The sequence below is a fragment of the Streptomyces odontotermitis genome (assembly GCF_050510915.1).
Classification (GTDB): domain Bacteria; phylum Actinomycetota; class Actinomycetes; order Streptomycetales; family Streptomycetaceae; genus Streptomyces.
This window is the reverse complement of the sequence record NZ_JBNJLS010000005.1, coordinates 245,258-258,533: the sequence shown is the minus strand read 5'-3', so window position 1 is coordinate 258,533 and position 13,276 is coordinate 245,258. Positions and strand designations below refer to the sequence as shown.

13 protein-coding genes are annotated in these 13,276 nt (G+C 71.1%); 10 read left to right on the top strand and 3 right to left on the bottom strand.

The features are described 5' to 3' along the window. Positions 1 to 11: 11 nt before the first annotated feature. Complete coding sequence (locus ACQB60_RS17160; protein ID WP_496926846.1) at positions 12 to 377, bottom strand: DUF1844 domain-containing protein; 366 nt, start codon at positions 375 to 377, stop codon at positions 12 to 14. Positions 378 to 750: 373 nt separating this feature from the next. Between ACQB60_RS17160 and infC the strand changes: the two genes are divergently transcribed. The 10 genes from infC to ACQB60_RS17110 all read left to right on the top strand — a co-directional run bounded on the left by infC (position 751) and on the right by ACQB60_RS17110 (position 11,856). Next, on the top strand, positions 751 to 1,422 hold the full coding sequence (gene infC, locus ACQB60_RS17155; RefSeq protein WP_496927100.1) for a translation initiation factor IF-3: 672 nt from the start codon (positions 751 to 753) through the stop codon (positions 1,420 to 1,422). Positions 1,423 to 1,528: 106 nt separating this feature from the next. Beyond that, a complete protein-coding gene (rpmI, locus tag ACQB60_RS17150) occupies positions 1,529 to 1,723 on the top strand; it encodes a 50S ribosomal protein L35 (protein WP_007829094.1) in 195 nt (64 codons plus the stop codon). 94 nt (positions 1,724 to 1,817) lie between these two features. Further along, entirely contained in the window at positions 1,818 to 2,204 is a 387-nt protein-coding gene (gene rplT / locus ACQB60_RS17145) for a 50S ribosomal protein L20 (RefSeq protein WP_055699044.1), read from the top strand. Positions 2,205 to 2,322: 118 nt separating this feature from the next. Then, a complete protein-coding gene (locus tag ACQB60_RS17140) occupies positions 2,323 to 3,168 on the top strand; it encodes a TrmH family RNA methyltransferase (RefSeq protein WP_496926845.1) in 846 nt (281 codons plus the stop codon). A gap of 55 nt (positions 3,169 to 3,223) precedes the next feature. Beyond that, a complete protein-coding gene (locus ACQB60_RS17135; RefSeq protein ID WP_496926844.1) occupies positions 3,224 to 4,366 on the top strand; it encodes a sensor histidine kinase in 1,143 nt (380 codons plus the stop codon). 149 nt (positions 4,367 to 4,515) lie between these two features. Next, on the top strand, positions 4,516 to 5,637 hold the full coding sequence (pheS, locus tag ACQB60_RS17130) for a phenylalanine--tRNA ligase subunit alpha (protein WP_496926843.1): 1,122 nt from the start codon (positions 4,516 to 4,518) through the stop codon (positions 5,635 to 5,637). Then, a complete protein-coding gene (pheT, locus tag ACQB60_RS17125) occupies positions 5,637 to 8,192 on the top strand; it encodes a phenylalanine--tRNA ligase subunit beta (RefSeq protein WP_496926842.1) in 2,556 nt (851 codons plus the stop codon). The genes pheS and pheT overlap by 1 nt, the downstream gene beginning before the upstream one ends. Before the next feature lie 195 nt (positions 8,193 to 8,387). Beyond that, positions 8,388 to 9,536, top strand: coding sequence for a PP2C family protein-serine/threonine phosphatase (locus ACQB60_RS17120; RefSeq protein ID WP_496926841.1), 1,149 nt, complete (start codon positions 8,388 to 8,390; stop codon positions 9,534 to 9,536). 290 nt (positions 9,537 to 9,826) lie between these two features. Next, entirely contained in the window at positions 9,827 to 11,179 is a 1,353-nt protein-coding gene (locus tag ACQB60_RS17115) for an NsdA family TPR-like regulatory protein (RefSeq protein WP_384843162.1), read from the top strand. A 134-nt stretch (positions 11,180 to 11,313) separates the two neighbouring features. Next, positions 11,314 to 11,856 (top strand): NUDIX hydrolase, encoded by a 543-nt coding sequence (locus ACQB60_RS17110; RefSeq protein ID WP_384843165.1) that lies wholly within the window; start codon positions 11,314 to 11,316, stop codon positions 11,854 to 11,856. Positions 11,857 to 11,869: 13 nt separating this feature from the next. On the opposite strand, the gene ACQB60_RS17105 is transcribed toward ACQB60_RS17110, so the two are convergent. Together ACQB60_RS17105 and ACQB60_RS17100 are read right to left on the bottom strand one after the other, a co-directional pair. Beyond that, complete coding sequence (locus ACQB60_RS17105; RefSeq protein ID WP_384843168.1) at positions 11,870 to 12,127, bottom strand: hypothetical protein; 258 nt, start codon at positions 12,125 to 12,127, stop codon at positions 11,870 to 11,872. A gap of 224 nt (positions 12,128 to 12,351) precedes the next feature. Continuing rightward, positions 12,352 to 13,212: a 3-hydroxybutyryl-CoA dehydrogenase gene (locus ACQB60_RS17100; RefSeq protein ID WP_384843170.1), complete on the bottom strand. Its 861-nt coding sequence runs from the start codon at positions 13,210 to 13,212 to the stop codon at positions 12,352 to 12,354. Positions 13,213 to 13,276: the final 64 nt, after the last annotated feature.

The window sequence follows — 13,276 nt, the reverse complement described above, 5'->3', positions numbered from 1 at the left end:
GCAAGCGGGCGCTAGCCGTAGAGGGCGCCCGTGTACTTCTCGCCGGGGCCCTGGCCGGGCTCGTCCGGGACGAGGGACGCCTCCCGGAAGGCCAGCTGCAGGGACTTGAGTCCATCGCGCAGCGGCGCCGCGTGGAAGGAGCTGATCTCCGTCGCGCTCGCGTCGAGCAGCCCCGCGAGGGCGTGCACCAGCTTGCGGGCCTCGTCCAGGTCCTTGTGGGCCTCGCCCTCCTCGGTCAGGCCGAGCTTCACGGCCGCGGCGCTCATCAGGTTCACCGCGACGGTCACGATGACCTCGACCGCGGGGACCTCCGCGATGTCGCGGGCCATGGTGTCGAAGTCGGGTGTCTGGGGCGTCTGGGGTGCAGGCTCACTCATGCCCCACACGATAGGCGCTCACCTGCGGGGTCCCGTCCCGGTGGGCGGTTAGCCCGTACGTGCGGGAGCTGCTAACCTTGTGTAACGACCGGCCGGACGCGCACGGAATCAAGCAAGACCATCCCGCGTGACCGGCCCACAAGTGGAGGCTCCGATCTCCCACCTGGCCGTCCTCGCGGACGGCGGGTCACCGGTCAGACGGTCCCCATCGTTCCGTACGGACGATGGAACCGTCCGAAGTGCGCCCCGCGGTCACCGTGGCGGTGCTCCGGTAGTTCTTGGAGCCCCCCTGTGTACCGTCCGGGGCATTTTTTGTGCGTCGGCGCGGTTGGTACTTAGGAAACAGACGTACGCGGCGGTCCGCCAGACCGTCGTGTGGTGCTACCGAGGAGGATCCATCAGCGCCGAGCCCCGCATCAACGACCGGATTCGCGTTCCCGAAGTGCGACTTGTCGGTCCCAGCGGCGAGCAGGTCGGGATTGTTCCGCTTGCCAAGGCCCTTGAGCTTGCTCAGGAGTACGACCTCGACCTGGTCGAGGTGGCGGCGAACGCTCGCCCGCCCGTCTGCAAGCTCATGGACTACGGGAAGTTCAAGTACGAGTCGGCCATGAAGGCCCGTGAGGCGCGCAAGAACCAGGCGCACACGGTCATCAAGGAGATGAAGCTCCGGCCGAAGATCGACCCGCACGACTATGACACCAAGAAGGGTCACGTCGTCCGGTTCCTCAAGCAGGGCGACAAGGTCAAGATCACGATCATGTTCCGTGGTCGCGAGCAGTCCCGGCCGGAGCTCGGCTACCGACTGCTGCAGCGGCTCGCGGAGGACGTCCAGGACCTCGGCTTCATCGAGTCGAACCCGAAGCAGGACGGCCGCAACATGATCATGGTTCTCGGTCCGCACAAGAAGAAGACCGAGGCCATGGCCGAGGCCCGTGAGGCCCAGGCGGCTCGCAAGGCCGACGCGAAGGCCAACCCCGGCCGCTCGCAGAACGCCGCCGAGGAGGAGCTTTCCGAGGCTCCCGCCGAGGCCCCTGCCGAGGCCTGATCCCCGGACGCGAGTCCAGGGACGACAACCGATACACATGACGCTCCCGGATGCCCGGTTTCACGACCGGGCATCGGAGCGCCACTGACGAGGAGAGAACGGCGCTATGCCGAAGAACAAGTCGCACAGCGGTGCCAGCAAGCGCTTCAAGGTCACCGGCTCCGGCAAGGTGCTCCGTGAGCGCGCCGGCAAGCGCCACCTGCTCGAGCACAAGTCGTCGCGCCTGACGCGTCGCCTCACCGGCAACGCCGAGATGGCCCCGGGCGACGCCAAGAAGATCAAGAAGCTTCTCGGCAAGTGAGCTTCGGGCGCGTGAGCGCCTGAACTCGGACCGGGACCCAATCGATTTCGGGCCGTGTGAGTCCAACCACGGCCCCGCTACAAGGAGTTAACAAGTGGCACGCGTCAAGCGCGCAGTCAACGCGCACAAGAAGCGTCGGGCGATCCTCGAGCAGGCCAGCGGCTACCGCGGCCAGCGGTCGCGCCTGTACCGCAAGGCCAAGGAGCAGGTCACCCACTCCCTGGTCTACAACTACAACGACCGCAAGAAGCGCAAGGGCGACTTCCGTCAGCTGTGGATCCAGCGCATCAACGCCGCTGCCCGCGCCAACGGCATCACCTACAACCGCTTCATCCAGGGTCTGAAGGCCGCCAACATCGAGGTGGACCGCAAGATCCTCGCGGAGCTGGCCGTCAACGACGAGAACGCGTTCGCCGCGCTCGTCGAGGTCGCGCAGAAGGCGCTTCCCTCGGACGTCAACGCCCCGAAGGCCGCTGCCTGATCGGTGGGTCGCTGACCCTCACTCGGACCCGTAAGCCCTGGGGGGCTTGCGGGTCCGAGCGCTTCCGGCCCCTTCTCCACCCCGTGCCCCGTACCCCCGTACCTCCGAAAGTGAGTTCATGGCCGTCGCCCCCGAACTGATCTCTCCCCGTTCCCCCCGCGTCACCGCCGCCCGGCGGCTGGCCAAGCGGAACTTCCGGGGGAAGGAGCGGCTCTTCCTCGCCGAGGGGCCGCAGGCCGTGCGGGAGGCGGCCGGGCACCAGGGCACCCTCGTGGAGCTGTTCGCCACCGTCGAGGCCGCCGAGCGGTACGCCGACATCGTGGGGGAGGCCCGGAGCGCGGGCGCCCGGGTGCACCTGGCCGCCGAGGACGTCATCGCCGACATCTCGACGACCGTGACGCCACAGGGAGTTGTCGGGGTCTGCCGGTTCCTGGACACCCCCTTCGAGGACATCCTCGCCGCCCGCCCCAAGCTCGTCGCCGTCCTCGCCCACGTCCGCGACCCCGGCAACGCGGGCACCGTGCTGCGCTGCGCCGACGCCGCCGGTGCCGAGGCGGTCGTGCTGACCGATGCGTCCGTGGACCTCTACAACCCCAAGTGCGTGCGCGCTTCGGTGGGTTCGCTGTTCCATCTGCCCGTCGCGGTGGGCGTGCCCGTGGAGCGGGCCATCGAGGGGCTCAAGGACGCGGGCGTGCGGATCCTCGCCGCCGACGGGGCGGGCGAGGACGACCTCGACACCGAGCTCGACCGGGGCACCATGGGCACGCCCAGCGCCTGGGTGTTCGGGAACGAGGCGTGGGGGCTCCCGGAGGAGACCCGCGCACTCGCCGACGCCGTGGTGCGCGTTCCGATCCACGGCAAGGCCGAGAGCCTCAACCTCGCGACGGCGGCAGCGGTTTGCCTCTACGCCTCCGCCCGTGCACAGCGCGCGGCGGGAGGGTGCCGCTCCGTCACCTCCAGCTAGTAGGGTGACGGCCTCGGGGGCGCTCCCCCGGAGCTGAAAGGTGGGGTACGGGGACATGGGTGTCGGCACCAGCAGACCACCGGGAGTGCGGGACGTACTGTGCCCTCCCGTGACCGGCCACGCCCCCGCCGTCCTCACCGGCCTCGGCCTCGACCCGGACGAGCTGCCCGACGGCCTCGTGGTCGCCGACGAGAACGGCCGGGTGATCTGCTTCAACAAGGCCGCCACGCGCATCACTTCGGTGCCCGCGGGCGACGCCCTCGGCACCCCGCTGGAGCGCGCGCTGCCCCTGGAGGACCTCGAAGGCCGGCGCTGGTGGCAGCTCACCGACCCGTACGGCGGCCTGGCCATCCGCGTCGCGCAGCCCGAGCGCAATCTGCTGCTGCCGGGCGGCCGTGAGGTGCTCGTCTCCGCGCGCTACCTCCGCACCGCGCCCACCGGCCCCGTCCACCGCGTCGTCGTCTCCCTGCGCGACACCGAGGCCCGCCGCCGCACCGAGCGCAGCCACGCCGAGCTGATCGCCACCGTCGCCCATGAGCTGCGCTCCCCGCTGACCTCCGTCAAGGGCTTCACGGCGACGCTGCTCGCGAAGTGGGAGCGGTTCACGGACGACCAGAAGAAGCTGATGCTGGAGACCGTCGACGCCGACGCCGACCGCGTCACCCGCCTCATCGCCGAGCTCCTGGACATCTCCCGCATCGATTCCGGCCGCCTGGAGCTGCGCCGCCAGCCCGTCGACATCGCCGCCGCCGTCGGCCGCCACGTCCAGGCGTACGTGGCCGCGGGCCAGGACGCCGACCGCTTCCTCGTCCGCGTGCAGCAGCCGCTGCCCGACCTCTGGGCCGACCCCGACAAGGTCGACCAGGTGCTCAGCAACTTGCTGGAAAACGCGGTGCGCCACGGGGAGGGAACGGTCACCATTGACGTGGCGCCCTCGGCCACCCCGCGCGAGCGGGACCCCGCAGGCACGGCCGTGACCGTGAGCGACGAGGGCACCGGGATTCCGGAGGAGTCGATGGGCCGCGTCTTCACCCGCTTCTGGCGGGGCAGCAAGCGCGGCGGGACAGGACTGGGGTTGTACATCGTGAAGGGCATCGTGGAAGCGCACGGCGGCTCGATCACCGTCGGCCGCGCGCCCGGCGGCGGCGCCCAGTTCCGATTTACGTTGCCCGTGGGCACCCCGGCGTATCTGCTCTGATCCGCCCGAGCGCCGCCCGCGGGCTCAGTCACCTGCGTCACCCCCGTTAGACTCGTCCTTTGGCACGTTTGCGTCCCCTCATGTGGACGATTCGTCTCCGAGTCGTGGACGGGGACCATCAGCCAAGCCAACCGGAAGCACGGGAAGAGATGTCGGCACCGAACAAGTCGTACGACCCTGTCGAGGTCGAGGCACTGAAACCGGAAGAGATCGAGCGGATGCGGGACGAGGCGCTCGCCGCCTTCGCCGCCGCCGGTGACCTCGCCCAGCTCCAGGAGGCGAAGACCGCCCACACCGGCGGCACCTCGCCCCTGGCGCTCGCCAACCGCGAGATCGGCGCGCTGCCGCCGCAGGCCAAGGCCGAGGCGGGCAAGCGGGTCGGCATGGCCCGCGGCGCCGTCAGCAAGGCGCTCGCCGCCCGCCAGGCCGAGCTCGAGGCCGAGCGCGACGCCCGCGTCCTGGTCGAGGAGGCGGTGGACGTCACGCTGCCGTACGACCGCGTGGCCGCCGGTGCCCGGCACCCCCTGACGACGCTCTCCGAGCGCATCGAGGACATCTTCGTGGCCATGGGCTACGCGGTGGCCGAGGGCCCCGAGGTCGAGGCCGAGTGGTTCACCTTCGACGCCCTCAACATCGGCCCGGACCACCCGGCGCGCACCGAGCACGACACCTTCTTCGTGGAGGGGCCGGACGGCTCGGCCGACTCCGGCGTGGTGCTGCGCACGCACACCTCGCCCGTGCAGATCCGCTCGATGCTCAGCAGCGAGCCGCCGGTCTACGTGATCTGCCCCGGCCGCGTGTACCGCACGGACGAGCTGGACGCCACGCACAGCCCGGTCTTCCGCCAGGTCGAGCTGCTCGCCGTGGACGAGGGCCTGACCATGGCCGACCTCAAGGGCACCCTGGACCACATGGTCCAGTCGCTGTTCGGCGAGGGCATGGAGACCCGGCTGCGGCCGAACTTCTTCCCCTTCACCGAGCCGTCCGCCGAGATGGACATGGTCTGCTACGTGTGCCGTGGCGAGTCCGTCGGCAACCCGGACCGCCCCTGCCGCACCTGCTCCTCCGAGGGCTGGATCGAGCTGGGCGGCTGCGGCATGGTCAACCCGAAGGTGCTCGTCGCCTGTGGTGTGGACCCCGAGAAGTACAGCGGATTCGCCTTCGGGTTCGGCATCGAACGGATGCTGATGTTCCGCCACAACGTCGAAGACATGCGAGACATGGTCGAGGGTGACGCACGGTTCACCCGGCCGTTCGGGATGGAGATCTGATGCGGGTCCCGCTTTCCTGGCTGCGGGAGTATGTCGACCTCCCCGCCACCGAGACCGGCCGCGACGTGCAGGCCAAGCTCGTGTCCGCCGGTCTCGAGGTCGAGACCGTCGAGCAGCTCGGCGCGGGCCTCAAGGGCCCGCTCGTCGTCGGCAAGGTCCTGACCATCGAGGAGCTGGAGGGCTTCAAGAAGCCGATCCGCTTCTGCACCGTCGACGTCGGCCAGGCCAATGGCACCGGTGAGCCGCAGGAGATCGTCTGCGGAGCCCGTAACTTCGCCGTCGGCGACAAGGTCGTCGTGGTCCTGCCCGGCGCCGTCCTGCCCGGCGACTTCGCGATCTCCGCGCGCAAGACGTACGGCAGGACCTCGCACGGCATGATCTGCTCCGGCGACGAGCTGGGCATGGGCGACGACGGGTCCGGCGGCATCATCGTGCTGCCGCCCGAGCACGAGGCCGGCACCGACGCCATCGAGCTGCTCGAGCTGGTCGACGAGGTCCTGGACATCGCCGTCACCGCCAACCGCGGCGACTGCCTGTCGATGCGCGGCGTCGCCCGCGAGGCCGCCATCGCGTACGGGCTCCCGCTGCGCGACCCGGCGCTCCTGGACGTGCCCGCGCCGAACTCCACGGGCTACCCCGTGCAGATCGGCGACCCGCGCGGCTGCGACCGCTTCACCGCGCGCACCGTCTCGGGCCTGCAGCCCGAGGCGCGCTCCCCGATCTGGCTGCAGCGCCGCCTGCAGAAGGTCGGCATGCGCCCGATCTCGCTCGCCGTCGACATCGCCAACTACGTGATGATGGAGCTCGGCCAGCCCCTGCACACCTACGACCGCTCGCGCGTCGAGGGCACCATCGGGGTCCGCCGTGCCGAGCAGGGCGAGAAGTTCACCACGCTCGACGGCGCCCAGCGCGTCCTCGACGCCGGTGACCTGGTCATCACCGACGAGCGCGGCGCCATCGGCCTGGCCGGTGTGATGGGCGGCGCCAACACGGAGATCGCCGACGCCGTCGCCGACCCGGAGACGGGTGAGTTCCACGGCACCCGCGAGGTCGTCATCGAGGCCGCGCACTTCGACGCCGTCTCCATCGCCCGCACCGCGCGCCGCCACAAGCTGTCCTCCGAGGCGTCCAAGCGCTTCGAGCGCGGCGTCGACCCGCAGGCCGCGGCCGCCGCCGCGCAGCGCACCGTCGACCTGCTCGTGCTCCTCGCGGGCGGCACCGCGGACAGCGGGGTCACGGAGGTCATCGCGCCCACCGGGCCGCGCACGATCACCATGCCCGCCGACCACCCGGACAAGGTCGCCGGCGTCGAGTACGGCCGCGAGACGGTCGTCCGCCGCCTCCAGCAGGTCGGCTGCGACGTGTACGGGCAGGACGACCTGACCGTCACCGTGCCGACCTGGCGCCCCGATCTCGGCGAGCCCAACGACCTCGCCGAGGAGGTCATCCGCCTGGAGGGCTACGAGAACCTCCCGTCGACGCTGCCGAGGCCCCCCGCGGGCCGCGGCCTGACCGAGCGCCAGCGCCTGCACCGCCGGGCCGGGCGCGCCCTGGCCGCCGCGGGCTACGTGGAGGCGCTCAACTACCCGTTCGTCGGCGAGCAGGTCTTCGACCAGCTGGGCCTGGAGGCGGACGACGCCAACCGCCGCGTGGTCAAGCTCGCCAACCCGCTCAACGACGAGGAGCCCGCGCTCCGCACGTCGCTGCTGCCGGGCCTGCTCACCGCGGTCCGCCGCAACGAGGGCCGCGGCAGCCACGACCTGGCGCTCTTCGAGACGGGCCTGGTCTTCCACCCGAAGGACGACGCCGGAGCCGCCGCGCAGCTGCCCGTCGACCGCCGTCCCACCGACGAGGAGATCGCGGGCCTCGACGCCGCCCTGCCCGAGCAGCCCCGCCACCTCGCCGCCGTCCTCACGGGCGCCCGCGAGCAGGCCGGCTGGTGGGGCAAGGGCCGCCCGGCCGACTGGGCGGACGCCGTCGAGGCGGCCCGCGTGGTGGCCCGCGAGGCCGGTGCCGAACTCATCGTCCAGCAGGGGCAGTACGGCCCCTGGCACCCGGGCCGCTGCGCCGAGCTGCAGGTATACCTGGAGAGCGCCGCGGGCCCGGAGGGCGAGCAGGGCAACCTGGTCACCATCGGGCACGCGGGCGAGCTGCACCCGCGCGTCACCAAGGCGTTCGGGCTCCCGGCCCGCACCTGCGCGATGGAGCTCGACCTCGACCTGCTCGGCGAGGCAGGGGAAGGGACCGTCAAGGCCCCGCACATCTCCACCTTCCCGGTGGCCACGCAGGACGTCGCGCTCGTCGTCGACCAGGAGGTCCCGGCCGCCGTGGTCGAGGCGTACCTGCGCGACGGCGCCGGTGAACTCCTCGAGTCCATCCGCCTGTTCGACGTCTTCGAGGGCGAGCAGCTCGGCGCGGGCAAGAAGTCGCTCGCGTACGCGCTGCGCTTCCGCGCCGACGACCGGACGCTGACCGTCGACGAGGCGACCGCGGCCCGGGACGCCGCCGTGGCGCGCGCGGCCGAGGTGACCGGGGCGGTGCTGCGCGGGGCATAGTCACCCGGCGTAGTCAACGCGCCCCCGTGCAGACGGGATTGAAGAGGGACGTACCTGGACCATCGGGTACGTCCCTCACTCGTTTGAGTGACAAGTGCGGCCTCTCTGGCCCGATCGGTCCAGGTGGTCGACAGAATCAATCCGGCCAATAGCGGCCGGACTGCTCGCTGAACAGGGCCTAGGGGGGCCATCGGCATGATCCGTATCAAGCCTCGCTCTCCTCACCGGGCGAGGCACCGGGCTCGGTTCCGGAGGAAGATCGTCACCAGGATCTCGCGCATCCCCCGTGTCTCCCGTGTCCCCCGTATCGGACCGAAGCGGGCCCGGCGGGCGCTCACCCTCGGACTCCCCACCGTCTGGGGTGCGTTCGCGATCACCTACAAGCTCGCCTGCCCGCTGGCCCAGCAGAACGGCCTGGGCGCGCGCATCGTCACCAGCGCCGTCTTCTTCGTCGTCGGCACCGGCCTGATACTGCACGTACGGCGGGCGCTGCAGCGGGAGTTGCGGCAGATGCGCGAGGTCGCGGGCGCCGCCCAGAACGTGCTGCTGCGGCCCCTGCCGCCGCGCATCGAGGGCCTCGGCATCGCGGCCGGGCGGCTCTCCGCGTCGGACGGCGCCTCCGTCGGCGGCGATCTCTACGAGGTCGTGGCCACCGACCACGGGGTGCGGGTGATCATGGGCGATGTGCGCGGGCACGGCCTCGCCGCCATCGCCACGGTCGCCGCCGTGCTCGGCTCCTTCCGGGAGGCCGCCCACGACGAACCCGAACTGCCGCTGGTGCTGCGCCGGTTGGAGCGGGCCCTGGCACGCCACTTGAGGGAGCGCTCCCGCGCGGAGCACCCGGCGGGTGGCGGCGTGGTCTCCGACTGCCCGCTGGGCGAGGAGTTCGTGACGGTCCTGCTCCTGGAGATCGGCGCGGACGGCGAGGTGTCCGCGCTGAACTGCGGTCACCCCTGGCCGTACCGCCTGGACAGCCGGGCCGAGCAGCTCCCCGGCGGGGAACCGCTGCCGCCGCTCGGGTCCTTCCCGCTCCCCGCCGAGCTGCCGGTGCTGCCCTGCGGGCCGCTGCTGCCGGGGGAGACCCTGGTGCTGCACACGGACGGGATCGAGGACGCGCGCGACGCGGACGGCCGGTTCTTCCCGCTGCAGAGCGCGCTCACCGAAGCGGTGCGCGGCCAGTCGTCGGCGCCGGAGTCACTGATCCGCTCGGTCTACGCCGAACTGCTGCGCCACACCGGCAGGTTGCCCACCGACGACGCCGCGCTCCTGGTGCTGCGCAACGAGCGCAGACGCGTCCCCGTGCAGCAATCCGAGCCCGTGCACCGGGCCCGCACGCTGAGTTGAGGGGCCCCAGGGCCCCAGGGCTCCAGCGCTCCGGGCCCGACCGGCGCGCGCCGCCCGTCCCGCCGTGGAGTGTCGGGCAGACCGGCGGGCACGGGCGGCGCCAGAGTGGGCCGCCGCGCACTTCGAGGGGGGAGCCGACGGCCCCGCCGGCCTCCTTGTGAGGCACCTCAGTCAACCGATCGTGCCCCAGCCGCGACAGCGCGTGCACTCACCGGATGCGGGCATTCCGTTCACACCCCGTGTGAAGCCGCCTCAACTAGGCTGGCCGGACCGAGCCATCGGAGGGCACCATGCAGCCCAACACCCTGCTCGACGCGATACTCGACGAAGCGGGAATCTCCCACGCGGGCCTCGCCGCCCACGTCAACCACGCCGGCAAGGCCAGAGGTCTCGCGCTGAGGTACGAACACACGGCCGTCGCCCGCTGGCTGAAGGGGCAGCGGCCGCGCGGCCAAGTCCCCGATCTCATCTGCGAAGTGCTCGCCGCCCGTCTCCAACGCCCGGTCACCCTCGACGACATCGGCCTCGGCGTGCCCGGCGTACCGGCCGCCCGCTTCGGCGCCGCCGCCTCCTCCACGCTCTCCGGCTTCGTGGAGCGGGCCACCGCCCTGTGGCGCTCGGACCAGCAGCAGCGCCCGCACCTCCTGGGCGCGCCCGCGGTCACCGGAACGCCCGCCGTGATGCCCGTATGGGAGTGGGAGAACCCGCCGGAGGACGTGGACGTGTCGCGCGGCGGGCGCCACCCCGTCAGCACGGCCGACATCGACATGATGCGGGCGGCCCGCGCCCACTACGAGCAGATGTACCGCAAGACGGGCGGCATCGCGACGCGCAGCCGGATCGTCGGCTTCCTCAACTCCGAGGTGGCGCCGCTGCTCCGCGGCAGCTACACGGACGCGACCGGGCGCCAACTGCACCGCTCCACCGGCGGGTTGGTGGCCATCGCGGGGATCTGCGCCTATGACTCGGACGCCCACGGCCTTGCCCAGCGCTACTTCCACCAGGCGCTGCGGCTCGCCAAGGCCAGCGGGGACAGGGGGCTCGGGGCCTATGTCATCGCCCTGCTCGTCAACCAGTCGCTGTTCATGCGCGAGTACCGCCAGGCCGTCGCCTTCGCGGAGGCCGCCCTGCGTGCCGCGGGCCGCGACATCACGCCCGCCCTCGCCTCCGACCTGTACGCGATGCAGGCCAAGGCGTACGCGCACCTGGGCGACGGCAGCAGCGCGCTGTCCTGCATCCGGCGTGCCGAGGCCGCGGCCGACCGGATCAGCCGCGGCCGGGAGCCGGACGAGACCGGCTATGTCCAGCCGGGCCTGGTCAACGTACAAGTGGCGGAGGCACTCCTGAGCCTCGGCGACCTGACCGGGGCGCGCGAACACGCCGCGGCGGCCGTGGACACCCCGGCGCACGACCGGGGCCGGGTGCACCGCCTCGCGATGCTCAGCCAGATCGAACTGCGCCAGGGAAACACCGACGAGGCGGTGGCCACGGCGGTGGAAATGGCAGAACAGGCACGGGGGATGGAGTCGCAACGGCTGCGCGACCGGCTGCGCGCGGTGCGCGAACATCTCGTACGCAGCGACTGCGCCGGCACGGCCGAGGCGGCCGAACTCATCGACGGGGCCCTGCGCGTCCCGCTGTAAGTCGGCGCGCGTTCTGTTTCACGGGGTTCACGGGGGGAGTGTTCCGGAGGCCGTCCGGCGCTGCACACACTCTCCTGCTCCGAAGACTCTGCTGCTGCGATATTGCCATCTACCCGGCGGAAGGTGGCAGAACCGTGCAGTGGACGAAACAGAGCGAACAAACTGTGTATGGAAATCGATGGTTCACGGTCAATCTCGCAGATGTCGAGTTGCCCGACGGCCGGCACCTCGATCACTTCCTGATACGGCTGCGGCCCGTCGCCGTGGCCACCGTCGTCAACGACGCCAACGAGGTGCTGCTGCTGTGGCGGCACCGCTTCATCACGGACAGCTGGGGCTGGGAACTCGCGGCGGGCGTCGTCGAGGACGGCGAGGACATCGCGTACGCGGCGGCACGGGAGATGGAGGAGGAGACCGGCTGGCGGCCGGGACCGCTGCGGCACCTGATGAGCGTCGAGCCCTCGAACGGGCTCACGGACGCCAAGCACCACATCTACTGGTCCGACGAAGGGACGTACATCGGCCACCCCGAAGACGACTTCGAGTCGGACCGCCGCGAGTGGGTCCCGCTCAAGCTGGTCCCCGACATGGTGGCCCGCGGCGAGGTTCCGGCCGCCAACATGGCCGCGGCCCTGCTCCTCCTGCACCACTTGCGCCTCGGTCAGGACGGGCGCTAGCGGCATGGCCCCGCTAGCGGCCGAGCGCCTGCCAGATCGATACGGCGAGTGCTCCGACCGCCGCGAGCGCGACGATGGCGGGCAGCGGCCAGCGGGTGTTCTCCAGGGCGGTGACCCGAGTGATCAGGGCCTCCTGGTTCCTGACGCTCTGTTCGTCGTGCTGGGTGAGCAGCGCAAGCCGTCCGTCGACGCGGGCCAGGCCCACATCCAGGTTGCGCCGTAACTCAGCGAGTTCTTCCGGGACCACGGGATGGTCGGGATCGGCGATCACGGGATCCGCTCCTTTCTGTAGTCGTCCATCCCCCTGATGCGCACCGAAAGTCAACTCGCCTGGTGGGCGCGGCGGGAGCGTGTGCGAGGGGCATATGCGAGCCCATTGCGCACACGGTGTGTGAACGCCACGGGCCCGGCACTCGTGGGAGTGCCGGACCCGTGGTGTTCTGTCGCTTTCTGTCTTTACGCTCTGTGGTCAGCCGTACGGCTCCCCGAGCGGGTTCAGGCGTACGTGTAGAAGCCCGAGCCGGACTTCCGGCCGAGGCGGCCCGCGTCGACCATGCGCTGCAGGAGCGGGGGAGCGGCGTACAGCGGCTCCTTGTACTCGGCGTACATGGAGTCGGCGACCGAGGCGACCGTGTCCAGACCGATCAGGTCGGCGAGCTTGAGCGGGCCCATCGGGTGGGCGCAGCCCAGCTCCATGCCGTTGTCGATGTCCTCGCGGCTGGCGATGCCCGACTCGAACATCCGGATTGCGGAGAGCAGATACGGGATGAGCAGCGCGTTGACCACGAAGCCCGAGCGGTCCTGGGCGCGGATCGCGTGCTTGCCGAGGACCTTCTCGACCAGGACCTGGGCGCGGCTGATGGTGCCCTCGGACGTGGTGAGGGCCGGGATCAGCTCGACGAGCTGCTGCACCGGGGCCGGGTTGAAGAAGTGGATGCCGATGACCTGGTCGGGGCGGGACGTCGCGACGGCCAGCTTCACCAGGGGGATCGAGGAGGTGTTGGAGGCGAGGATCGCGTCCTGGCGGGTCACCACCTGGTCGAGGACCTGGAAGATCTCGGTCTTGACCTGCTCGTTCTCCACGACGGCCTCGATCACCAGGTCGCGGTCGGCGAACTCGCCGAGGTCCGTGGTGAAGGAGAGCCGGTCCAGCGCCGAGTCCCGCTCCTCGTCGGAGATCTTGCCGCGCTCGGCGGCCTTGGTCAGGGAGTTGTACAGCCGCGTGCGGCCGATCTCCAGGGCCTCACCGGTGGTCTCCGCGACCTTCACATCCAGTCCGGAGCGGGCGCAGACCTCCGCGATCCCGGCGCCCATCTGGCCACAGCCCACCACTCCGACGCGCGTGATATCGGTCATGGAGTCGGTCACCTCGTGCCTTTCACTGATCAACGGGGCCGGCAGGTCCCCCGTACGGTTGCGG